Below are 22,539 nucleotides of genomic sequence, written 5' to 3' on the forward strand. Positions count from 1 at the left end.
GTTCACCCGGTTGCGACTGAAACAATGGCTTCACATAAGCGAAACGGTCGCTAGGGTGGCGCGATTCCGGTCGCCACGGCGATCCAAGAAACACGAGGGACAGGTCACACCGATGGCTTCAGCACCGCTTCCGCACGGCGACAGCGCCGGCACTTTCCTGGGCCACCCCAAGGGGTTGTTCATGCTCTTCTTCGCCGAGATGTGGGAGCGCTTCTCCTACTACGGCATGCGGGCGCTGCTGATTTTCTACCTGACCAAGCATTGGCTCTATTCCGATGCCGAGGCGGGAGTGATCTATGGCGCCTACACCGCGCTGGTCTACATCACCCCGGTGGTCGGCGGCTATCTCGCCGACAGGTATCTCGGCCAGAGGAAGGCGGTGCAGTTCGGTGCCGTGCTGCTCACGCTGGGCCACTTCTTCATGGCCTTCGAAGGCTCGCCAGGGGCAGGCCACACGGACAATCCGGTCATCAACGTGTTCTGGTTGGCGCTGGCGCTCATCATCGTGGGCTCGGGCTTCCTCAAGGCGAACATCTCGGTGATCGTCGGCCAGCTCTATCCGCGTACCGACGTGCGCCGCGACGGTGCCTACACCATCTTCTACATGGGGATTAACCTCGGCGCCGCGCTCGGCTCGCTGCTGTGCGGCTACATCGGCGAGACTTACGGCTGGGCCTACGGCTTCGGCCTCGCCGGCATCGGCATGCTCGCCGGCCTGGTCGTCTTCGTTCTTGGCCGCGGCCTGCTGCTCGGCCGGGGCGAGCCGCCCGCCCTGCTCTCCAAGGGCCGCGAGTTCGCCATGTACGCCGTCGGCATCGGCCTCGTCGCGCTGTGCTGGGTGCTGGTGCAGTACCAGTCGGCGGTCGGCCTCCTGCTGATGGGCTTCGGCGGCCTGCTGGTCGCCTATGTCATCATCGTCGCTGTCACCAAGCTGGCCCCGGACGAGCGCGACCGCATTTTCGCCGCGCTGTTCCTGATCATCACCTCGATCATCTTCTGGGCGTTGTTCGAACAAGCCGGCTCCAGCCTCAACCTGTTCACCGATCGCCACGTCGATCGCGGCGGGGTTCCGGCATCGGTGTTCCAGTCGGTGAACGCCATCTACATCATCCTGCTTGCACCGCTGTTCGCCACGGCGTGGACGTGGATGGGGCGCAAGGGGATCGAGCCTTCGACCCCGTTCAAGTTCGGCCTCGGCATCGTGCAGGTGGGCCTTGGCTTCCTCGTCCTCGTCTGGGGCGCGGCCTCGGTGGGCGTGGACGTGCCGACCCCGGTGATCTTCATCTTCCTTATCTACCTGCTGCACACCACCGGTGAGCTGTGCCTCAGCCCCGTGGGCCTTTCGGCGATGAACCGCCTGGCTCCGGCGCACATGGCCTCGCTCATCATGGGCGTGTGGTTCTTCGCTTCCGCCACCGGCAACTTCGCCGCCGGCCTCATCGCCGCGGCGACGGGCGCCGAAGGCGTGGGCGAGGAAGCGGGCAAGCAGGTCGTGCTCGACGTCTACTCGACGGTCGGCTGGGTTGCGGTGGGCGTGGGCGTTTTTGTCCTCGTCATCAGCCCGCTGATCAAGAAGCTGATGCACCTCGACACGCTGCGCGACGACAACGTCGGCGACGACCTGCTCGGCCAGGCCGAGGGTCCGGGCGAGCCGCAGGGCGCGGGTATCCACCCCGCGACCGAGCCGCGCGCCTGACCGGGGCCGCCACAGGAAACTGACATCGGGGCCGTCGTCGCAAGGGAGCGGCGCGGCCCCATCGACCGAGGGGATTACGATGCATTCGACTGCACGCGCCGTCATCGCGCTTGCCGGGGCCGCGACGCTCGCGGCCTGCACCGCTGCGGACACAAGCTCGCCGCGCAGCGCCTCATCCGCCGAGGCGCACGAATATCCCGATACCCCCTATCCCTCGACCTACGAACGCTATCCCGGCGTGCCGACCGCCATCGTCGGCGCGACCGTGTATGACGGGCTCGGCGGGCAGATCGACAACGGCACGGTGCTGTTCGCCGACGGCGAGGTGGTGGCGGTGGGTGATGCCAGCCTGGCCATCCCGGTCGGCTACACCCGCATCGACGGCACCGGCAAGTTCGTGACGCCGGGCATCATCGACATCCACTCGCACCTCGGCGACTATCCGACCCCCAGTGTGGACGCGCATTCGGACGGCAACGAGGCGACCGATCCCACCACGCCCGAAGTCTGGGCCGAGCACTCGATCTGGCCGCAGGACCCGGGCTTCAGCCGCGCGCTCGCCAACGGCGGTGTCACCGCGCTGCAGATCCTGCCCGGCAGCGCAAACCTCATGGGCGGGCGCTCGGTCACGCTCAAGAACGTGCCCAGCCGCACCGTGCAGGGCATGAAGTTCCCTGGCGCGCCCTACAGCCTCAAGATGGCCTGCGGCGAAAACCCCAAGCGCGTCTACGGCGGCCGCGGCCGGATGCCGTCGACCCGCATGGGCAACTTCGCCGTCAACCGCGAGACCTGGATCCAGGCGCGCGAGTACATGGCCGAGGAAGATCCCGACCGCGACCTCGCGATGGAAACGCTCGCCGGCGTGCTGCGCGGCGAGATCCTCATCCAGAACCACTGCTACCGCGCCGACGAGATGGCGCAGGTGCTCGATATGGCGGACGAGTTCGGCTATCGCGTCAGCGCCTTCCACCACGCCGTGGAAAGCTACAAGATCGGCGACATGCTGCGCGAGCACGACGTGTGCTCGGCCGTCTGGGCCGACTGGTATGGCTTCAAGATGGAAGCCTACGACGCCATCCCCGAAAACGCCGCGCTGCTCTACCAGGCGGGCGCCTGCGTGGTGATCCACTCGGACGACGAGAACGGCATCCAGCGCCTCAACCAGGAAGCTGCCAAGGCGCAGGCCGACGGCGCGCGCATGGGCATCCAGATTGCCGACGCGCAGATAATCCGCTGGATCACCTTCAACGCCGCCAAGGCCATGGGGATCGACCGCTGGACCGGCAGCCTGGAGCCCGGCAAGATGGCCGACGTGGTGCTGTGGAACGGCGATCCGCTCAGCGTCTACTCACGGCCCGAGATGGTGTGGATCGACGGCGCGACCATGTACGACATGAACAATCCGCAGCTGCGTCCGGTGAGCGATTTCGAGCTCGGCCAGCCTGGCGAGGGAGACACGAAATGAGCGCGCGTTTCCTCATCGGCGCCGCCCTGCTGGCGCTCGCCGCTCCCGCCACGGCGCAGGACATGGCGATCACCGGGGCGACGCTTGCCACCGGCGACGGCTCCGACCCGGTCGAGAATGCCACCCTCGTGGTGCGCGGCGGGCGCGTGGTCGCTGCGGGGGCGGGCGTGGCCGTTCCCGCCGGAATGCAGGCCATCGACGGGCGCGGCATGTGGGTGACGCCGGGCATCTTCGCCTCGATCACCAACCTAGGCCTCGTCGATGTCGATGCGGTCAGCGACAGCAACGACGTCGACGCCGACGATTCGCCATTCTCCGCCGCGCTCGACGTCGCCCCGGCGATCAACCCGGCAGCGCAGGACATGGCCATCAGCCGCGCCGGCGGCGTGACGCGCGCGACGGTCACGCCGGGCGCGGGTTCGAGCATTTTCGCCGGCCAGGGCGCGGTGATCGATCTCGGCGCGGACTTCGACGCGGTGACCCGCCGCCGCGCCTTCCAGTACGTCGAGATGGGCGAGCGCGGCGCGCGCCTCGCGGGCGGCAGCCGCACCTCGGCCCACGCGCTGCTCAGGAACGCCCTGCGCGAGGCCGGCACCTACGGCGAGGACGCGCAGCTCACCGGCTCCACGCGCAATGCCGACGTGAACACGGGCGACGACGTGCCGCTCGACCCGCGCCTGACCGGCCGGGCAGAGCGCGACGGCGACGTGCTGCTGACCCGCTTCGATGCCGCCGCGCTGGTGCCGGTGGTGACCGGGCGGCAGAAGCTCTACGTCCACGTCGAGCGGGCGGTTGACATCCTCTCCGTGCTAGCGCTCCGCGAGGAATTCCCGCGGCTCGACATGGTGCTGATCGGCGCGACCGAGGGTTGGATGGTGGCCGACCGCATCGCCGCTAGCGGCGTACCGGTCATCGCCGCGGCGCTGAACGACCTGCCCGTCAGCTTCGAGCAGCTCGCCGCCACGCAGAGCAACGTCGGCCGCATGGTCGATGCCGGGGTGACGGTGGCCATCGCGGGCTACGGCAGCAGCGGCGACCACCCGCGCGGCCTGCCGCAGCAGGCGGGCAACATGGTCGCGCTCAGCCGCATCCCTGGTGCGACGGGCCTGACCTGGGGCGAGGCCTTTGCCGCCATCACCTCGGTCCCGGCGCGCATTGCGGGCCTCGGCGCGGGTGCCGGCACGCTGGCGGCAGGCGCGCGCGGCGACGTGGTGGTGTGGGACGGCGACCCGCTCGAGCTCTCGAGCGCTCCGGTGCGCGTCTTCATCGACGGGATCGAGCAGCCGCTCGACAATCACCAGACGCGCCTGCGCGACCGCTACCGCACGCTGGACGAAAGCCAGCTGCCCCCGGCCTACCGGCACTAGAGGCGATGGTCCCGGCGCTCACCTCGCTGATCGCCGCGTCGCTCGCCTTTGTCGGCACGCATTTCGCGCTCTCGCACCCCCTGCGCGCGCCGCTCGTGCGCGTGCTGGGGGCGACGGGCTTCATGCTGGTCTACTCGCTGGTCGCCTTCGCCTGCCTCGGCTGGATGGCCTGGGCGTTCCGCGCCGTACCGCCTCAGTTCCTCGGCGGAAGCGGGGTCGCCGGATGGATCGTCGCCAGCCTGCTCACGCTGCTGGCGAGCGTGCTGCTGATCGGCAGCTTCGCCCGCAACCCTGCGCTGCCCGCACCGGGCGCGGAGCGGCTGGCCGCCACGCGCGAGCCGACCGGCGCCTTTGCCGTCACTCGCCACCCGATGATGTGGAGCTTCGCCTTCTGGGCGCTGGCGCACATCGCGCTGTGGTGGTCCTGGCGCACCAACGTGGTCGCGATTGCCGTCATCACGCTCGCACTGCTCGGCGCACACCTGCAGGACCGCAAGAAGGCCGCGCTGATGGGCGAGGCGTGGGTCACGTGGGAGGCGCGCACCAGTTACTGGCCCCGCGTCACCGCCCTGCCGCGCGCGGGGCTGCTGCCGTGGCTGCTCGGCACGGCGCTGTGGCTGGCGGCGACATACGGTCACGTCCACGCGGCGGGGGTGCCAGCGGGGCTGTGGCGGTGGGTGGGCTGATCGCTGTCAGCGCGGCGGCGCAACGTCGGAGCGCGGTGCCACCTGTCGACACTTGGCATCGCGCTCTGCGTGCAGATCACCGAAATTGAGACTCATCGTGTAGTCGCCCGATGCCCGGTCGATGAAGATGCCGCCGTCCACTGTGCGATGAAGCACGAACAGCCGGTCGGTCACCTCGGCGATTGGGTTCCACTGCTGGCAGTCATCGGCGCAATATTGCCGCTGGGCAAGATCGATTTCATAAAGAGCGCTCCAGTCCCGGACGGAGGCTGGGGAGTGCGCAGGTCCACTGCGCTCGCTGCCTGTGCAGGAGAGCGCGATGCGATGGTCACCCGAGCCAGATTCAGCCGACACGGCGGTGCATCCCATTATGAGAACGGCAGCCAAGACGGTTGATTGCCGTCGAAAGCCCGGCATCGATCGCGTCCGAGCCCGCCGGACCGTCAAGCCCGCGCTTCCTCCACGCCCGCGCTGTTGTGCCTGAGCGCGCTCAGCACCGTTTCCACGATGTGCGGCGCGTTGAGGCCGGCCTCGTCGTACTGCTTCATCGGATCGTCGTGGTCGAGGAAGAGGTCGGGCAGGCGCATGGTGCGGATCTTCAGGCCGCCATCGGTCAGGCCCTCGTCGCTCGCCATGGTCAGAACATGGGCGCCGAGGCCGCCGATGGCCGATTCCTCGATCGTCACCAGCACGTCGTGGCTGGCGGCGAGGCGGCGGATGAGGTCTTCGTCAAGCGGCTTGGCGAAGCGCATGTCGGCGACCGTGGTGGCAAGGCCCTTGGCTTCCAGCTGGTCGGCGGCCTTTTTCGCCTCTTCGAGCCGGGTGCCGAGCGAGAGGATGGCGACCTTGCCGCCCTTCTCGTCGCCTCGCACAATGCGGCCCTTGCCGATCTCCAGCTTCTCAAGCTGTGCCGGTATCTCCACGCCGATTCCGTTGCCGCGGGGATAGCGGAAGGCGATGGGCCCCTCGTCGTACTCGGCGGCGGTGTAGGTCATGTGCGCCAGTTCCGCCTCGTCGGCGGCGGCCATGACGACGAAGTTCGGCAGGCTGGCGAGATAGGTCACGTCGAAGCTGCCCGCATGGGTGGCCCCGTCCGCGCCCACCAGCCCCGCGCGGTCGATGGCGAAGCGCACGGGCAGGTTCTGGATCGCCACGTCGTGCACCACCTGGTCGTAGGCGCGCTGGAGGAAGGTGGAGTAGATGGCCGCGAACGGCCGCATGCCCTGCGCCGCGAGGCCGGCGGCGAATGTCACGCCGTGCTGCTCGGCAATGCCGACGTCGAAGGCGCGGGTGGGGTGGGCAGCCGCGAACTTGTCCACGCCCGTGCCGCTCGGCATGGCGGCGGTGATGGCGCAGATGCGCTCGTCCGTCTCGGCCAGCTTTGCCAGCGTTTCGCCGAACACGTTCTGGTAGGCGGGCGGGCCACTGGCGGACTTGGCCTTTTCGCCAGTCACCACGTCGAATTTCGGCACGCCGTGATACTTGTCGGCGCTGTTCTCGGCGGGTGCGTAACCCTTGCCCTTGGTGGTCACGACGTGGACGAGGATCGGCCCCTGCTCGCTGTCGCGCACGTTCTCCAGCACCGGGATCAGGTGGTCGAGGTTGTGCCCGTCGATGGGGCCGACGTAGTAGAAGCCCAGCTCCTCGAACATGGTCCCGCCGGTCACCATGCCGCGGGTGAACTCCTCGGCCTTTTCGAGTCCCGAATGGACCCGGCGCGAGAGCTTGCGCGCCACCTTGGAAGCGAGGCTGCGCAGGCCGAGATACTCGCTCGAGGAGACCATGCGCGCCAGATAGGCCGAGAGGCCGCCCACCGGCGGGGCGATCGACATGTCGTTGTCGTTGAGGATGACGATGAGGCGATTGCCCGCCTGTTCGGCGTTGTTCATCGCCTCGTAGGCCATGCCGGCGCTCATCGCGCCGTCGCCGATCACCGCGATGCCGCGGCCGGGCTTGTCCTGCAGCTTATTGGCGACGGCAAATCCCAGCGCCGCGCTGATCGAAGTGCTGGAGTGCGCCGCGCCGAAGGGATCGTACTCGCTCTCGGTGCGCTTGGTGAAGCCCGACAGGCCGCCGCCCTGGCGCAGGGTGCGGATGCGGTCACGCCGGCCGGTGATGATCTTGTGCGGATAGGCCTGGTGGCCGACGTCCCAGATCAGGCGATCCTCGGGCGTGTTGAAGACGTAATGGATGGCCACGGTCAGTTCGACGACGCCCAGCCCGCTGCCCAGGTGCCCGCCGGTGGAGCCGACGGCATCGATCATCTCGCTGCGCAATTCGTCGGAAAGCTGGCGCAACTGTTCCGGCTTCAGGCGGCGAAGATCGGTCGGGGTGTCGACGGTGTCGAGCAGCGGGGTTTCCGGGCGGGAAGACGTCATGGACACAAGCTCTACACGCGAAAATCTGGCGTGTCGATGAACGGTTCATCGACAGAACTGCACGCTTCGTCGGCGGTCAGACCGCGCAATCGCTACACAGGCCGCGCAATTCGACTACCGGGCTGACTTGCGAAAAGCCATGCGCCTTGCCCGCCTCGCGCAGCGCACCCGTCAGCTTGTCGTCGTCGAAGTGATCGGCCTGGCCGCAATCGTCGCAGATCAGGAACACGCAGTCGTGGCGGCAGCCGGGATGCGTGTTGACGAGATAGGCGTTGGCGCTTTCGATGCGGTTGGCGAGGTTGGTGCGCACGAACAGGTCAAGGATGCGATAGACGCTGTTGGCGGCCACGCGCTTGCCGCGCAGCTTGCCCACGTCCTCGGCGATGTCGTAAGCGCTGGCCGGACGTTCCTGCGCGGCGAGCGTGCGAAACACGTCCTCGCGCATGGCGGTCCACTGCTCGCCCGCGCCGGTGAGCGCGGCGGAAGCTTCCTCGATCAGCTTGTCGCCGGAATGTTCGTGGTGATGATGATGCGTGGCCATGCCCCGTTACATAGGGGCACGCCGCCGCATCGGCAATCGCGGCTCAGCCGGTGCGGAAGCGCTCGCGCCAGAGCGAGGGGAACTGCGTGCGCAGCGCCTGCACCTTGGGCGCGTCCCAGCGGCGGATGTAGCCGTGGTTCGGATTGTTGAGCATGAAGTCCTGGTGATAGGCCTCCGCCGGGAAGAATCGCTCGTAGCTCTCGACCCGCACTACGATCGGGCGCTGCCACACGCCGGAGGTACCCATCTGCCTGACGTAGGAGGCGGCGACGGCGCGCTGTTCGGCCGTCGTCGGGACGATGGCGGCGCGGTACTGGGTGCCCCGGTCCGGGCCCTGGCGGTTGAGCAGCGTCGGGTCCGCGCCCACCGAGAACAGGATCTGCAACAGCTGGTCGTAGCGCACCTGGGTGGGATCATAGGTGACGCGCACGGCTTCCGCGTGGCCCGTGCCGCCGGCGCTCACCCGTTCGTATGTCGCATCGGCCGCGCGGCCGCCGTGATAGCCCGAAACCGCGCTCGAAACTCCGCGCACGTGGCTGAACACGCCCTCGATGCCCCAGAAGCAGCCGCCGGCGAAAATCGCCGTCTGCATCCCGCGCTCGCGCGAATGGCGGGTGGCGACGGGAGCGTTGAAAACCTCGTCGGCCAGCGCCGTGGCAGGCAGCGAAAGTGCCGCGCCGCCCAGCGCGGCGGCGAGAAACAGCGACTTGATCCGCATCAGGCGACTCCAAGTTTCGGCAGGATGTCGATCGCCAGGATTGTGGCGGTGATCCCGAAGCCCACGAAGAAGGAGCGGAAGAGGTCGGATTTGAGAAAGGTCATGGCGTTTGTCCGTTGGATATCCGCCCTGTCTAGAAGACGAGGCGTTACCTTCCGCTGAACCCGGTGGTTGTCGCAGGTTCAGGCGGCGGGCCCGACCTAGTGGCGGAAGTGCCGCTTGCCGGTGAACACCATGGCCACGCCCGCCTCGTCGGCGGCTTTGATCACCTCCTCGTCGCGCATCGAACCGCCGGGCTGGATCACCATGATCGCCCCCGCTTCCACGGCAGACAGCAGGCCATCGGCAAAGGGGAAGAAGGCGTCCGAAGCCACGGCGCTGCCTTGCGTGCGCGGCGCGTCCCAGCCCGCCGCTTCGGCCGCTTCCACGGCGCGCTGGGCGGCGATGCGGCTCGAGTCGCGGCGATTCATCTGGCCCGCGCCGATGCCCGCGGTCGCGCCATCCTTCACATAGACGATAGCGTTGGATTTGACGTGCTTGGCAACCTTCCACGCGAACAGCGCATCGGCCATTTCCGCGTCGGTCGGCTGGCGCTTGCTGACCACCGTGAGGTCGGCTTCGCCCACCATGCCGTCGTCGCGCGACTGGAGGAGGTAGCCGCCCGCGATGCTCTTGAGCTCAAGCCCGGGGCGCGCGGGATCGGGCAGACTTTCGACCAGCAGCAGGCGCAGGTTGGGCTTGGCGGCAAAGGCCTTGCGGGCGGCGGCGTCGGCACCTGTCGCGATGACGACCTCGGTGAAGATCTGCGTGATCGCCTGTGCTGTGGCCGCGTCGAGCGGGACGTTGCTGGCGACGATGCCGCCGAAAGCCGAGACGGGATCGCAGGCGAGCGCGGCCTGCCAAGCCTCCAGCAAGGTGTCCGCCACGGCCACGCCGCAGGGGTTGGCGTGCTTGACGATGACCACGGCGGGACGGTCGGCGGGAAACTCGGCGACCAGGCCCAGTGCCGCGTCGGCATCGTTGAGATTGTTGTAGCTGAGTTCCTTGCCCTGCACCTGCTCCGCCTGCGGCACGCCCCTGCTGGAGGGTCCGGCGGGCAGGTAGAGCGCCGCGTGCTGGTGCGGGTTCTCGCCGTAGCGCAGCGTATCGCCGCGCGTCATGGCGAGGCTCAGCGAGGCGGGAAAGCGCTCCTGCTGGTCGGCAAAGGCGAACCACTGGCCGATGGCGCTGTCGTAGGCGGCGGTGGTGGCAAAGGCCTTGGCCGCCATGCGCTTGCGGAAGGCCAGCGTCGTCGCGCCGTCGTGGCCCGCCAGTTCCTCGTAGAGACCGTCGTAGTCCGCCGGATCGGTGAGGATGGTGACATAGGCGTGGTTCTTGGCTGCCGAGCGCACCATGCTCGGCCCGCCGATGTCGATGTTCTCGATCACGGTGTCGCGGTCGGCTCCGCTCGCCACGGTCTGCGCGAAGGGGTAGAGGTTGACCACCACGAGGTCGATCGCGCCGATCTCGTGCGTGTCCATCGCCGCGGCGTGGTCCGGATCGTCGCGCACGGCGAGCAGGCCGCCGTGGATCATCGGGTGTAGCGTCTTCACCCGGCCGTCCATCATCTCGGGAAAGCCGGTCACGTCCGAGACGTCGCGCACGTCCAGCCCCGCCTCGCGCAGGGCCCGCGCGGTGCCGCCGGTGGAGACGAGCTCCACCCCGTTCTTCGCCAACCGGCTGGCGAGTTCGACAACGCCGGTCTTGTCGGACACCGAAAGCAGCGCCCGCCTGATCGTCACGTCGGTCATGTCACTTCTATCCCATTTTCTTGAGCAGCCAGGCAAAGGCCCCGCCCCCGCGCGAGGCAAGGCCCTGGATCACCAGCTGCTGTACCGGATGCGGGCGACCGTTGCCATCGACCCACAGGCTTTCCTCAATCTCCAGCGCCTCCGCGCCGGTGACGAACTGCCACAGCGCGCCGTCGGGCAGCAGGAGGCTTGCGCCCTTGCCGCCATCGGTCAGCGTCGCCTCGACGTGGCGGCCGAGGTGGAAGCGGATGGCGTAGGGCACCTTGCCGCGCTGGCCCTTGCGGCCCGAGGGGACGAGCACGTCCTCGCCGCGCAGCTCGCTGCCGTCGTCGCGCAGGATGAGAACGCGCTTGTGCAGAAGACCGAAGCGGCTGGCATAGCCATCGTGGCTGGCCTCGAGCCGCCGCGCGCCGCCACCAATCGCTGCGTCCTCCAGCTTCACCGCGCGCAGATCCACCTCGACCTCGCCGACCCCGCCGCCGAGCTTGCCGTCGAGCAGCACGGCGGTGGAATTGGCATCCCCCAGCGTCAGCGTGGAATGCGCGGCGGTGGCGCGCAGGCCCTGCTCGATGCGGATCGGCACCTGTCCGCCCGCCACGGCCGCCCCGCCGCAGTTGACGATCAGGCGATGGTCGCCGTGGCTGAACTCGAAGGCCAGCGTGCTGGCGCAGCCGTTCCTCGCATGGCGCCCCAGTGGCGGCGGCGCGGCGTCGACCTGCAGCACGGCGGGCTTGGCGACGAGCCGCTGGTAGCCCCAGCCGCGCGGGTCCTTCAGCGGGCGGGCGCGCACACCGGATGCCTCGACCAAAGCGGCGAGCCTGTCCGCGCTCACGGCATTGGCGCCCTGCCAGCTGCCGAGGCCGCCGTCGCCATGGGTCAGCGCCAGCAGCGGCGGGACCAGCATGGCCTGCACCCGGCCGATGGCCTGCGGGATCTCTTCCCCGCAGGCGCGATAACACGCGGCAAGCTCGATCAGCATGGAAATGGCGGCGATCTGCGCCACGGGCGAGCGCGACAGGACGCCGCCGTCCTCGCCCACCAGTTCGCCCAGCGCGCGGGCGAGGCCCGCCTCGCCGAACAGGCGGCGCGGCTTGCCTTCGGGCAGCAGCAGGCCGGCGGCGGTGATGGCGCACCAGCCGGCGACCTCGCCCAGGCGGTCGTCGGCCTTGCCCACGTTGCGGTCGAGCCAGCGCGCGGTCTGCTCCATCGCCGCCATCGCCCGGCCGCGCAGCTTGCCGTCCTTGCCGGACAGCAGCAGCGGGGCGTGGACCAGCCAGCCGAGCAGGCGCAGGCCCGCGTTCTCGACCCGCCATGCAGGGCCCTTGCCCACGGACTTGCCGTCGGCGGGATTGGCATCGAGCCAGGTCGCGAGCACGCGCTCGGCAACGCCCGTGCACTGAGGGCGCGGGGCGCAGGCGTCGAGGTCGCGCAGCCAGGTGAAACCGTGCACCGTGCGCTCGAACGGCGGGGTCAGCTTGGCGGTCGGGCCGAAATCGACCTGGCCGATGGGCGCCTTCACGCCGTGGACGAGGAAGTGCCCCGCGCGCAGCGCTACGCCCGATGCGCGCTCGCCCTCCAGCGGGCTCTCAACCGTCGCCAGCAGCCGCGGGCGGGCAGGCTTGCGGAAGGGCTTGTGCAGCACCGCGCCGGGCACCCCCAGGCGGTAGGCGAAGCGCACCAGCCGCTCGCCGGGCGTGATTTCGGGCGGAGCGAAGTCGGTGACGACCAGTGCACGATCGGCCGAGATGGTCTCTGGCGCCTCCACGAGGTCTTCGCCCGCGCCGTCGTCCAGCGCAAAGGCCCGCGCCTCGGCATCCTCGCGCCGACGCGCGACGCGCGCCAGCTCCAGCGTCTCGGCATTCATCCGCTTTCCCCCCGCAAGGCGGCAATGTTGCGCGCGTAATGCTCCGGCCCGCCCTTGAAGGTAGCCGAGCCCGCGACAAGCACGTCCGCGCCCGCATCGACGCAGAGCCGTGCCGTCTCGGCATTCACGCCGCCGTCGACCTCGATCAGCACCTCGTGCCCGCCCTTGTCGATCATGGAGCGGATGGCGGCGATCTTGCGCAGCTGGCTGTCGATGAAGCTCTGTCCGCCGAAGCCGGGGTTGACGCTCATCACCAGCACCAGGTCGATCTCCTCAATGAGGTAATCGAGCATCTTGGCGGGCGTTCCGGGATTGAGCGACACGCCAGCCTTGCAACCCAGCGCCCGGGTGGCCTGCACCGTGCGGTGGATATGCGGCCCCGCCTCGGGGTGTACGGTGATGATGTCGGCCCCGGCCTTTGCGAAGGGCTCCAGCCAAAAGTCCACCGGGGTGACCATCAGGTGCACGTCGAAGGTCTTGGCTGAATGCGGGCGCAGGGCCTTCACCACGTCGGGCCCGATAGTGAGGTTAGGGACGTAATGCCCGTCCATCACATCGACGTGGATCCAGTCGCAACCGGCCTCGTCGATGGCGCGCACTTCCTCTCCCAGCCGGGCGAAGTCGGCGGACAGGATCGAAGGCGAGATGAGCGGGCGCGCCATGAGTTAACGAAAAGCGATAGGGGCGCGCGAATCGCGCCTCAAGGCGGACAAGGGCGAATTACCCTTCATCGCCGGGGAAAACTCAGGGCGCAGAGCGCCTCGCGATGCTTAAGGCGCCATTCAGTGCCTTTCCGCCAGAGGCGCAGGCCAAACGCCCGCGCGCCCCTTGTGCGCAGCGGCGATCACGCAAACAGTGCAAAGCAGGATCATGAACAAGCCCATCTTCTCCACCGCAGCCGCGCTCATGGCCGCGGCCTTCGCGCTCGGCCCCCTCGCCGCCCCGGCGAGCGCGCAGCAGTACCGCAACGAGCTGCGCCATTCGTCCGCGCCGTGCCAGGGCAGCGGGCCCGCCGTGTGGCTGACGGTATCAGGCGTCTCCGTTTCTCAGGGCACGTTGCGGGTGCAGCTCTACCGCGGCACCCGTGCCGACTGGCTGGAAAGCGGCCGCTGGCTCAACCGCATCGAGGTGCCCGCGCGCGCCGGGACGATGCAGGTGTGCATGCCCGTGCCCGCCGCGGGCGACTACGCCATCGCCGTGCGCCACGATGTGAACAACAACGGCAGCACCGACCTGCGCACCGATGGCGGGGGCATGTCAAACAACCCCAGCATCAACATCTTCAACCTCGGCCGGCCGAGCGTGGACCGCACCCGGTTCTCGGTGGCGCGCGAAGTGAAGCCCATGTCGATCCGGATGCGCTACATGTGATCCGTCAGGTCTGGCGTTTCGCGCGCCAGACCCGCCACAGCACAGCCGGCCCCAGCACCAGCGCGGCGAGCGCCGGGTGGCGCTCGTGCCAGGGGGCGAGCTCCACTTTCACGCCCGAATGCCGCTCCACCTTCCAGGCGGCGTAGCGGCCTGCGCCCTCGAAGGTATGGGTCGCGCGCAGCAGCCGGGCGAGGTTCATCGGCTTGCCAAGGCGCCGCCGCACGCGCCACCAGCGCAGCACGCGGGCGCGCTCGGCCGGCGGCATCGCGGGGCGGATGATCGCGCCCTCGCACGCGAAGCCAATGCCGGCGCTGCCGAGCGCGGCGGGCAGCAGCCCGTCGAAATGCCGGGCGTTGAGCGTGAGGATGGAGTCCTCGCGGCCCGGTCTTTCCACCCGCAACTCGGCGCGGTAGGTGGCGCGGAACAGCGCGCGCCAGAAGTCGGCCTCGGTCCCGGCGTCGGGCCCCACCGCCACCGCCAGCCGCGCCGCCGTGCGCGCCGCGGCCCCGATCGCCTCCGCCACCTCAGCGCGCGCCGCGTCGTCGCGGCACCAGGCGAGCGCGGCGGGCTGCACGAAGCGCGCCCAGATCGTGGTATCCCGGCTCTCGCCCGCAGCCGCGGCGGCGAACTTGGCGAGCGTCATCGTGGCGATCTTGGCGCGCAGCGTTTCGCCGCCCTCCTCCCACTCGCGGTAGGAAACGCGCGGCCACATCCCGCGCTCCGCCGGGCCGGGCAGCAGGACGTAGAAATCGAGCACGCCCTCGCGCGCGCCGGTCCTGAGGTTGGAGCCGTAGAACAGCACCGCCAGCGCCCCCGCCTCCTCGGCCAGCCGCGCGGCAAAGGCGGTCACCGCCGGGTCGACCGTGCGAGCGAGCGCCTGCCCGACGCGCGCGGCAAGGCTCACGGCGTCACGAAACGCAGCGGCGCTCCCGCACTCAGGCGATAGGTGCCGGGCGGAAAGGCCTCTCCGTCGAGCACGAAGGTATCGCCAAGGTCGATGTCGAAGCTGTCCCCGCCCAGCCGGTGGACCCCGCGCCGCAGGGTCGCCTCGCTCGCCCGCCCGCGCATCACCGCGCCGATCCGCAGCAGCAGGCTGCGCCGAGGGTTGTCGAGCACGATCATCCGCACCTTGCCCGCCAGCCCGCGCATCGGGTCGAGCCCGGCGGGAAGATGCTCCAGCGAGGAGGCGAACAGCAGGAACCGCTCGCCCTCCGGCAGGCCGCCGAAATGCGGCACCTCGCGCCCGTCCGCCTCCGACACGCGCATCGCCGTGCCGCTGCGCCAGCCGTTGTCGCTGCTGCCGAAGAAGGCCTGCAGCACGCTCCATGCCGCGGTGAAGCCGACGACGGCGGCGTTGAAGGCGCCTAGATCGTGGCTCTTCTGCCCAAGCGCGATGCAGCGGTTGAACAGGCCGGCGCCGAAGATGAAGCCGCGCACCTGCGCGCGCGCATCGTCGCGCTGGGCGATCACCAGCGGGCGACGCTCTGTCATGCGCCCGTCCGCCATCGCGGCGAGCGCGGCATCCAGCGTCCAGTCGGTGGGGATGGCGAGGTCGATCGCCAGCGCATTGGTCTTGCCGGCAGGCAACACGATCAGCGGCGGCCAGTCCTCGCCGAAGATGCCCGCGCCGCAGGTCAGCACGTCGCGGATGGTTCCGTCGCCGCCATCGATGGCGATGCCGTCGACCTGCCGCGCGGCGAAATCGGCGAGGATGTCGATCAGCTCGCTGCGCCGGTCGGGACGCGCGACGATCACGTCGTCGCGCTCGGTCGTCGGGGCATCGGCGCTCTCGTTGCGATGGCTGCGGGCGTTGCGGATGAGGCCTACCAGCGGCCGGGCGCGGACCGGCGACGATGCGCGCTCGTTCGCGGGACGGCGGCGCACGCCCGCCTCCTCGCCAACCTGGGGGAGGCGCTCGAATGTATGAATTCCGCCGAGCATCGTGGGCTCGCCCTTACACCGCCGCAACCGTAAATGGCTATGGCGATTGTGCAGCGCGCCCGCAAGTTGTCGCCCCGGCGCAACAGCGGGGAGGCACCCTTGCCGCGTCCGGTGCCGAGGGCATCGCGTTCCGCTTGGCGCTTGCCAGCCCCGCCCGCCGCGGCGTAGTCAGCAAGCCCGATTTCCCTGCGGAGATAGCCATGCTGACCGAAACCCTGCTCGACGCCGCGCGCGGGCACGCCGATGCCATCGTCGCGCTGCGCCGCGCCATCCATGCCGAGCCCGAGCTGGGGCTGGAAACGCCGAAGACGCTGGCCAAGGTCAAGGCCGCGCTCGCCGACCTGCCGCTCGAATGGCACGAGGGGCCGGGCTGCACCGGGTCGGTGGCCGTGCTGAGAGGCGCGAAGCCGGGCAGGAGCGTGCTGCTGCGCGGCGACATGGACGCATTGCCGATGACCGAGCGCACCGGGCTCGACTTCGCCTCCACCATCGAGGGGCGGATGCACGCCTGCGGCCACGATGCCCACACCGCCATGCTGGCGGGCGCGGCGCGGGTGCTGGCGGGCATGCGCGACACGCTGGCGGGCGAGGTGCGCTTCATGTTCCAGCCGGGCGAAGAAGGCTTCCATGGCGCCCGCTTCATGCTGGAGGACGGCCTGCTCGGCGGCAGCGGCGACTACGCCCTCCCCGACGCCGCTTTCGCCCTGCACATCTGGCCCAATGCGCCGCACGGACGGCTCGAGGCGCGCCCCGGCGCGATGATGGCGAGCGCGGACATGATCGAGATCACCGTCACCGGCAAGGGCGGCCACGCCAGCCTGCCGCAGGACACGATCGATCCGGTCCCCGTCGCCGCCGAGATCGTCATCGCGCTGCAGACCATGATCACCCGCCGTTTCGCCGCGACCGAGGCGACCGTGCTCACCATCGGCAAGATCGAGGCGGGCACCACCAACAACGTCATCCCCGACAGCGCCTACCTGCTCGGCACGGTGCGCACCCTGTCGCCCGAGCGGCGCGCGGCGATGAAGGAGGCCGTGCGCGAAGTGGCCGAGAACATCGCCCGCGCCCACCGCTGCACGGCCGAGCTCACCATCACCCCCGGCTTTCCGCCCACCATCAACGACCCACGCGCGGTGGCGCTGGGCGAGGCGGTGGCCACGGATCTCGGCGGCGAGCACCCCTGGCAGACCCGCCCCGCGCCCACGATGGGGGCCGAGGACTTCTCCTACGTGCTGGAAAAGGTGCCGGGCGCCATGTTCTTCCTCGGCGTGGCGGCCGAGGGGGTGGACTGGCAGGGCTGCTGCGGCCTCCATTCCAGCCACATGGTCCTCGACGAAGCGGTGCTGCCCAAGGGCACGGCCTTCCTCGCCGGCTGCGCGACGCGGTTCCTCGAGCGCGGTTTCGACTAGCGACCCGAACGAGCTCTGCGCGATAAAGGATTGGTTGCACTCGTAACCTGTTGCGCGCAAGATTCTGTAGGCAGAGGCGACGTCAGGCCGCCCCGCCGTTGCAAGAAAGGTCGCCTGCGCGATGAGCGTCAGCCTGTTCGAACTATTCAAGGTGGGCATCGGCCCGTCGAGCTCGCACACGGTCGGGCCGATGGTGGCGGCGCGGCGTTTCGGCGAGTGGCTCTACGAGGCCGGCCTGATGGAGGCCGTGGCGCGCGTGCGGGTCGATCTCTACGGCTCGCTTGCGCTGACCGGAAAGGGCCACGCGACCGACACCGCGGTGGTGCTGGGACTGGCCGGCGAGCATCCGGCGACGATTGACCCGGATGCGGCGGACAGCATCGTCGCCGCCGTGTGCGAGAGCGGTCGCATCACACTGTTCGGCCGGCACGAAGCGTCGTTTTCGCCCAATATCGACATCCGCTTCCGCCAGCGCGAACGCAAGCCCTTCCACACCAACGCCATGGCCTTCGAAGTCGCCGACGCGGCGGGCGAAATGCTGGCGCGGCGCATCTACTATTCGATCGGTGGCGGCTTCGTGGTCGACGAAGACGAGGCGGGCATCAACTCCGCCTCGCCGATGGATGCGGGCATCCCGCACGATTTCGAAAACGGCGCGCAGCTCCTCACCATGTGCGAGGCCGAAAAGGTCTCCATCGCCGAGCTCATGCTGCGCAACGAATGCGCGCTGCGCCCGCTTGAAGAAGTCGAGGCCGGGATCGACGCCATCGCTGCGGCCATGACCGCCTGCATCGAGCGCGGCTGCCGCGAAACCGGCGTGCTCCCCGGCGGGCTGGAGGTGAAGCGCCGCGCCCCCGCCATCGCCGCCGAACTGCGCGCGCGGCAGGAGGCCTCGCTCAGCGAGCCCTTGGGCACGCTCGACTGGATCAATCTCTGGGCCATGGCGGTCAACGAGGAGAACGCCGCGGGCGGGCGCGTGGTCACCGCCCCCACCAACGGCGCGGCGGGCATCATCCCGGCGGTGCTGCGCTATTACGAGCGCTGCTATCGCGGATCGACCGAAGGCAAGCGCACTTTCCTGCTGACCGCGGCAGCCATCGGCGCGCTCTACAAGCGCAACGCCAGCATTTCGGGCGCAGAAGTCGGATGCCAGGGCGAAGTGGGGGTCGCCTGCTCGATGGCAGCGGCGGGGCTGACCGCGGTGCTCGGCGGCACGCCCGCCCAGGTCGAGAACGCCGCCGAAATCGGCATGGAGCACAACCTCGGCCTCACCTGCGACCCCATCGGCGGCCTCGTGCAGATCCCCTGCATCGAGCGCAACGCGATGGGCGCGGTCAAGGCCATCGACGCCAGCCGGCTCGCGCTGATGGGCGACGGCAGCCACATGGTCAGTCTCGACAAGGTTATCGCCACCATGTGGCAGACCGGCCGCGACATGCGCGATAAGTACAAAGAAACCAGCAAGGGCGGGCTGGCGGTGAACGTGGTGGAGTGCTGAGTCGTACCTCTGCGGCCCGGGTGGCGGCTCCTCAAGGTGCGAAAAAAACTGGCGCACCCGACAGGATTCGAACCTGTGGCCTCTGCCTTCGGAGGGCAGCGCTCTATCCAGCTGAGCTACGGGTGCCGTCGGGGCCGCGGTTAGCAAGGGTGGGCTATAGCGCCAAGCCAATTCTCGCCAGCATCGCTTTCGGAAGTCGTAACAGCGCTTCGCCTTCGCCGGTGAGTTTGCGCGCACATAGGGGTCAATGCGCTCGCATGACTAACAAACCTTTGTGACGTCCGAGTGAGCCCTAGCTGATCGAGCGCATGACTGGCGGCGAGACCTCCCATCCGCGCGCGGTACGGGTGGCCATGGCCTCGAACCCCTCGCCGCCGAGATTGCCGTAGGTGCGCGACAGCGCGAGCACCAGCCTGCCGTCGCTCGATCGCCCGGCGACGTGCGCGGAATAGAGCGTGGCGGGCGTGCCTTCGCCGAGCACGAAGGGATAGATGTCGAACCCGCAGCGCGAGGCGGGCAGGAAGCGGGTATCGGCCTGCCCCTCGATCCCCTCGAGCATGGCCAGCAAGGCAGGCGTGGGATCATAGGGGGTGTTGTTGCCCTCGTAACCGACGGCCACGCAGGCCACCTCCTGTCGCGGCACGGGTGGATAGCCACCGATTAACCGGGTGAAGGCGGCGCGCCAAAGCGCTTCGTCGATGGGGCGGAAACGCTCGAAATCGGCATCGGCGACCGGCTGCGCCCTGGCCACAACCTCGGCCGGGAGCGGCGGCGGGCCGCTGGTTTCGGGCTGGTCCGCCTGGGCATGCGACGCATCGGCGGATGCCGCCCCGGCGACGACGGCACCGGGGGTCGCCGTGCAGGCGGAAAGCGCCAGCCACGCCATCGCTCCGACCACCATGGTCCGCATCGCTAACCCCTTTTCAACCACTACCGTCCTATGCGCAGGACACGATGAACGCGCCCCAAACAGGCTTCGGCACCGGCCGCCACTCCGCCACCGCGAGCGCCACGGCCATGCGCTGGGCGGCGCTGGGCGAGGCGGGCAAGGTGGTGGCGCTGCTGGCGGGTGTCACGCCCGAGCAGGGCGGCACCGCCATGCGCAATTTCCCCGCGCTCATCCGCGACTGCGCGCCGTGGCGGCGGCGACTGGCCGACAATGGCTGCGTGGACCTTGCCGCGGTGATGGAGCCGGGCATTGCCGCGCTTCTCGCCATCAACGCCCGCGGCGCCGATTGCCGGCCCGCCGCCCTCGCGCTGTGGCGCGAATTCACGGCGGCACGCGAAGCCATGCTCGCCCTGTTGCCGCCGAGCGGCGGATTGGGACCGCGCCGGAGCGCCTGATACGGCGCGCAAGACCATGCACTGGCACGATCGGCGCTTGACCGTGTTCCCATTTCGTTCCAGTTTCGCCGCATGGATGATTCGGCAACCTCGACGCTTGCAGCACCTCTGGCCTCACCGCTTTCGCCCTCGCCCGAGGACGAGGAGTTTGCCCGTCGCTCGCGCGCGGTGTGCCGGGGCATCTGCCGCCTGTTCGCGCGCAACGGCATCTGGGCGCTGACGGAAATGCCGCTGAGGAACGGTCGCCGGGCGGACCTGATGGGCATCGATGCCAAGGGCAAGATCGTCATCGTCGAGGTGAAGACGGCGCGGGGCGACCTGCTGGGCGACGGCAAGTGGCCCGACTATCTCGATTTCTGCGACCGCTTCTACTGGGGCCTGCCGCCCGAGCTCGACAGGGCGGTGCTCGAAGGGCCCGATTACCGCCCCGATTGCTGCGGGGTGATCGTCGCCGACGAATACGACGCGGAGATCGTGCGTCCCGCGCCCAGCCACCCGCTCGCCGCCGCACGCCGCCGGGTCGAGGTGGAGCGGCTGGCGCGCACGGCGCTGCGCCGCCAGCTCGTTGGGCTGGACCCGCACTGCGGCAACTGGGGCGGCGAGCTGGCGGGCTGATTCGCCTGCCGCAGCGCCTCATCGCTCGATGAAGCGTTCCTGCAGCCAGTCGCTGACGATGGCGAGCGCTGAAGGCGCAAACGTTTCCTCTATCTCGGCATATTCGCCCGGACTGCCCGTGGTCGCGGTCTGAAACAGGTGGTTGAGCCCGGGAAGCTCGATCGCCGTCACGTCGGGATTGCCCGCCGTCGCCGCGGCAATGGCGGCGAGGTTGGCCCCGGCCGGCACCTGAAGGTCGAGCGAACCGTTGATGGCCAGCAGCGGCACGGCAATGCGGGCAAGGTTGGGCACCGGATCGTAGGCGAGGAAATAGCGGAACCACGGCGTGCCGTATTCGCTCAGCATCATGTCGGGCGAGGCGCCCGGCGGCGCGCCCATGGCCTCCATCGCCTCGGGCGTCAGCACGGCCCGCGCCGCCGCCAGCGACGCAGCCTCGTCCTCCCCGCTGGCGAGCGCGGCATAGAACCGGTCCAGCACCGGCTCGCCGCGGTCGAGCACGTCCTGCGCCATGCCCATCCGCTCGCCCACCAGCCGCCGCTGCGCCAGCAGCAGCTCGTCCAGCCGCGTGCCCGGACCCGCCAGCATCACGAGGAAGGCGACGGCGGGATTGTCCGCCATCGCGATCGGCCCGATCATCCCGCCCTCGGAATGGCCGATGAAACCCACCGCGTCGGCGCGGATGTCCGCCCGGCTGGCGAGATAGCGCGCCGCGGCATTGGCATCGGTGGCAAGGTCGGCGGAGGTGGCGCTGGCATAGTCCCCGCTCGATCCGCCCACGCCGCGATCGTCGAAGCGCAGCACGGCCATGCCGCTGCGCGTCAGGTGGTCGGCGAGGACGGCGAAGGGCTTGTGCCCCATCAGCGATTCGTCGCGGTCCTGCGGGCCCGATCCGGTGATCAGCACGGCGGCGGGGAAGGGCCCCTCGCCCTCGGGCAGGGTCAGCGTCCCGGCGAGGCGCACATCGGGAAAGTCGGGGTTGCCGAAGGCCACCTCCTCCACCGTGTAGGGGAACGGCGCCTGCGGCATCTGCGGGCGATTGCGCGCGGCCGGACCGGCCAGTTCGCCGCGCACGAGCGTCAGCGGCAGGGGATCGGTGCCCGGAAGACTCCATTCGCCGACGAGCTCGCTGCCGTCCGCCGACAGCGTTCCGCTGAACCCCTGCCCGCCCGGGGCATAGGCGAAGCTGACCTGTTGCCCGTCGCGCGCAAGGCCGGTCAGCGGCAGGCCCGTCGCCGCCTGGTCGGGCGAATCGAGTGTCGCCAGCGTGCCGTTATCCCCTGTGACCACGTTGACGACGAGGCGCAGCCTGGCCTGGTTCATCTGCAGGACGCCGCGCCAGCTGCCGTCGAGCCCCTCCACCACCGGGGCGGAGGGAAGCTCGCCCGGCGCGAAGTCGAGCGGCAGCGTCAGCCCCTGGCTGAGCGTGCCCCGCCAGCTGCCCGTCGCCGCGTCCCACGTGCCTTCCCAGCTCGCCCCGATCGGCGCGACGCGCCAGCGCAGGGTGTCGCCCTCGGCGGCGATCTCGGTCATCTCCATGAGGCTGCCCGGCGCCTGGCTGGCGGGCTCGAGAGTGCCCCGCAGCGTGCCCGCCTCGTCACGGGTAACGCGCATCACCAGCGCCACGGGGCCCTGCGGTGCCTCGACCGTGCCGTGCCAGGTTCCGACCGGATCGGGCGCGACCTCCTGTGCCGACGCCGCCCCTCCGCAGAGCAGCGCGAACGCCGCCAGAGCTGCCATTGCCCACTTCCCCAACCTGCCGACCATGCGTACCGCTCCCGAAACCTGGGCGCAGGATAGCAAAACCGCAGCCGAAGTCAGCCACCTGTCGCGCCGGGACTGTCGGCCACGCCGGC

Annotated in this window: 20 protein-coding genes and 1 tRNA gene; 9 read left to right on the forward strand and 12 right to left on the reverse strand. The window is 69.6% G+C overall.

The features are described from left to right. Nucleotides 1-112 precede the first annotated feature (112 nt). The 4 genes from AAW00_RS08295 (at nucleotide 113) to AAW00_RS08310 (ending at nucleotide 5,214) form a co-directional block, all read left to right on the forward strand. Nucleotides 113-1,696 carry a peptide MFS transporter gene (locus AAW00_RS08295; RefSeq protein ID WP_047003899.1) on the forward strand — a complete coding sequence of 528 codons (1,584 nt, stop codon included), beginning with the start codon at nucleotides 113-115 and terminating at the stop codon, nucleotides 1,694-1,696. Nucleotides 1,697-1,775: 79 nt separating this feature from the next. Continuing rightward, entirely contained in the window at nucleotides 1,776-3,161 is a 1,386-nt protein-coding gene (locus AAW00_RS08300) for an amidohydrolase (RefSeq protein ID WP_047003900.1), read from the forward strand. Further along, nucleotides 3,158-4,528, forward strand: a complete 1,371-nt coding sequence (locus AAW00_RS08305) for an amidohydrolase family protein (RefSeq protein WP_047003901.1) — start codon at nucleotides 3,158-3,160, stop codon at nucleotides 4,526-4,528. Before AAW00_RS08300 ends, AAW00_RS08305 begins: the two co-directional genes overlap by 4 nt. Before the next feature lie 5 nt (nucleotides 4,529-4,533). Then, on the forward strand, nucleotides 4,534-5,214 hold the full coding sequence (locus AAW00_RS08310) for an NnrU family protein (protein ID WP_047003902.1): 681 nt from the start codon (nucleotides 4,534-4,536) through the stop codon (nucleotides 5,212-5,214). Nucleotides 5,215-5,220: 6 nt separating this feature from the next. Here AAW00_RS08310 and AAW00_RS14985 read toward each other — a convergent pair whose 3' ends face one another. From AAW00_RS14985 to rpe, 7 genes are all read right to left on the reverse strand, one after another. Then, nucleotides 5,221-5,583: a hypothetical protein gene (locus AAW00_RS14985; RefSeq protein ID WP_156170015.1), complete on the reverse strand. Its 363-nt coding sequence runs from the start codon at nucleotides 5,581-5,583 to the stop codon at nucleotides 5,221-5,223. Between the two features lie 74 nt (nucleotides 5,584-5,657). Continuing rightward, nucleotides 5,658-7,592 carry a 1-deoxy-D-xylulose-5-phosphate synthase gene (gene dxs, locus AAW00_RS08315; protein ID WP_047003903.1) on the reverse strand — a complete coding sequence of 645 codons (1,935 nt, stop codon included), beginning with the start codon at nucleotides 7,590-7,592 and terminating at the stop codon, nucleotides 5,658-5,660. A gap of 76 nt (nucleotides 7,593-7,668) precedes the next feature. Beyond that, nucleotides 7,669-8,133 carry a Fur family transcriptional regulator gene (locus AAW00_RS08320; RefSeq protein WP_047003904.1) on the reverse strand — a complete coding sequence of 155 codons (465 nt, stop codon included), beginning with the start codon at nucleotides 8,131-8,133 and terminating at the stop codon, nucleotides 7,669-7,671. A gap of 43 nt (nucleotides 8,134-8,176) precedes the next feature. Then, nucleotides 8,177-8,851 (reverse strand): peptide-methionine (S)-S-oxide reductase MsrA, encoded by a 675-nt coding sequence (msrA, locus tag AAW00_RS08325; RefSeq protein ID WP_047003905.1) that lies wholly within the window; start codon nucleotides 8,849-8,851, stop codon nucleotides 8,177-8,179. A 200-nt stretch (nucleotides 8,852-9,051) separates the two neighbouring features. Further along, the gene (gene purH, locus AAW00_RS08330; RefSeq protein ID WP_047003906.1) at nucleotides 9,052-10,641 is read right to left on the reverse strand and encodes a bifunctional phosphoribosylaminoimidazolecarboxamide formyltransferase/IMP cyclohydrolase; all 1,590 of its coding nucleotides are present in this window, start codon (nucleotides 10,639-10,641) and stop codon (nucleotides 9,052-9,054) included. Nucleotides 10,642-10,648: 7 nt separating this feature from the next. Further along, nucleotides 10,649-12,505, reverse strand: coding sequence for a heparinase II/III family protein (locus tag AAW00_RS08335; RefSeq protein WP_047003907.1), 1,857 nt, complete (start codon nucleotides 12,503-12,505; stop codon nucleotides 10,649-10,651). After that, entirely contained in the window at nucleotides 12,502-13,167 is a 666-nt protein-coding gene (gene rpe, locus AAW00_RS08340; protein ID WP_047003908.1) for a ribulose-phosphate 3-epimerase, read from the reverse strand. The genes AAW00_RS08335 and rpe overlap by 4 nt, the downstream gene beginning before the upstream one ends. Before the next feature lie 208 nt (nucleotides 13,168-13,375). Here rpe and AAW00_RS08345 point away from each other — a divergent pair, with 208 nt between their 5' ends. After that, entirely contained in the window at nucleotides 13,376-13,876 is a 501-nt protein-coding gene (locus AAW00_RS08345) for a DUF2141 domain-containing protein (RefSeq protein WP_047004513.1), read from the forward strand. A gap of 4 nt (nucleotides 13,877-13,880) precedes the next feature. On the opposite strand, the gene AAW00_RS08350 is transcribed toward AAW00_RS08345, so the two are convergent. Both AAW00_RS08350 and AAW00_RS08355 read right to left on the reverse strand, forming a co-directional pair. Beyond that, entirely contained in the window at nucleotides 13,881-14,780 is a 900-nt protein-coding gene (locus tag AAW00_RS08350) for a hypothetical protein (protein WP_047003909.1), read from the reverse strand. Beyond that, the gene (locus tag AAW00_RS08355; protein ID WP_162199423.1) at nucleotides 14,777-15,760 is read right to left on the reverse strand and encodes a diacylglycerol/lipid kinase family protein; all 984 of its coding nucleotides are present in this window, start codon (nucleotides 15,758-15,760) and stop codon (nucleotides 14,777-14,779) included. Before AAW00_RS08355 ends, AAW00_RS08350 begins: the two co-directional genes overlap by 4 nt. Before the next feature lie 257 nt (nucleotides 15,761-16,017). Between AAW00_RS08355 and AAW00_RS08360 the strand changes: the two genes are divergently transcribed. Continuing rightward, nucleotides 16,018-17,229: a M20 metallopeptidase family protein gene (locus AAW00_RS08360; RefSeq protein ID WP_047004514.1), complete on the forward strand. Its 1,212-nt coding sequence runs from the start codon at nucleotides 16,018-16,020 to the stop codon at nucleotides 17,227-17,229. Between the two features lie 121 nt (nucleotides 17,230-17,350). Then, entirely contained in the window at nucleotides 17,351-18,727 is a 1,377-nt protein-coding gene (locus AAW00_RS08365; RefSeq protein WP_047003911.1) for an L-serine ammonia-lyase, read from the forward strand. 49 nt (nucleotides 18,728-18,776) lie between these two features. Here the strand turns inward: AAW00_RS08365 and AAW00_RS08370 are convergent. Together AAW00_RS08370 and AAW00_RS08375 are read right to left on the reverse strand one after the other, a co-directional pair. Continuing rightward, a tRNA-Arg gene (locus AAW00_RS08370) sits at nucleotides 18,777-18,853 on the reverse strand. Nucleotides 18,854-19,019: 166 nt separating this feature from the next. After that, a complete protein-coding gene (locus AAW00_RS08375; RefSeq protein ID WP_047003912.1) occupies nucleotides 19,020-19,637 on the reverse strand; it encodes a hypothetical protein in 618 nt (205 codons plus the stop codon). Nucleotides 19,638-19,681: 44 nt separating this feature from the next. On the opposite strand from AAW00_RS08375, the gene AAW00_RS08380 reads away from it, so the two are divergent. Continuing rightward, nucleotides 19,682-20,071, forward strand: coding sequence for a hypothetical protein (locus AAW00_RS08380; RefSeq protein WP_047003913.1), 390 nt, complete (start codon nucleotides 19,682-19,684; stop codon nucleotides 20,069-20,071). Between the two features lie 72 nt (nucleotides 20,072-20,143). Beyond that, nucleotides 20,144-20,686, forward strand: coding sequence for an MmcB family DNA repair protein (locus AAW00_RS08385; protein ID WP_082124991.1), 543 nt, complete (start codon nucleotides 20,144-20,146; stop codon nucleotides 20,684-20,686). An 18-nt stretch (nucleotides 20,687-20,704) separates the two neighbouring features. On the opposite strand, the gene AAW00_RS08390 is transcribed toward AAW00_RS08385, so the two are convergent. Continuing rightward, nucleotides 20,705-22,423: an alpha/beta hydrolase family protein gene (locus tag AAW00_RS08390; protein ID WP_162199424.1), complete on the reverse strand. Its 1,719-nt coding sequence runs from the start codon at nucleotides 22,421-22,423 to the stop codon at nucleotides 20,705-20,707. Nucleotides 22,424-22,539 lie beyond the last annotated feature (116 nt).

Origin of the sequence: Aurantiacibacter luteus, assembly GCF_001010945.1 — a bacterium.
Classification (GTDB): Bacteria; Pseudomonadota; Alphaproteobacteria; order Sphingomonadales; family Sphingomonadaceae; genus Alteraurantiacibacter; species Alteraurantiacibacter luteus.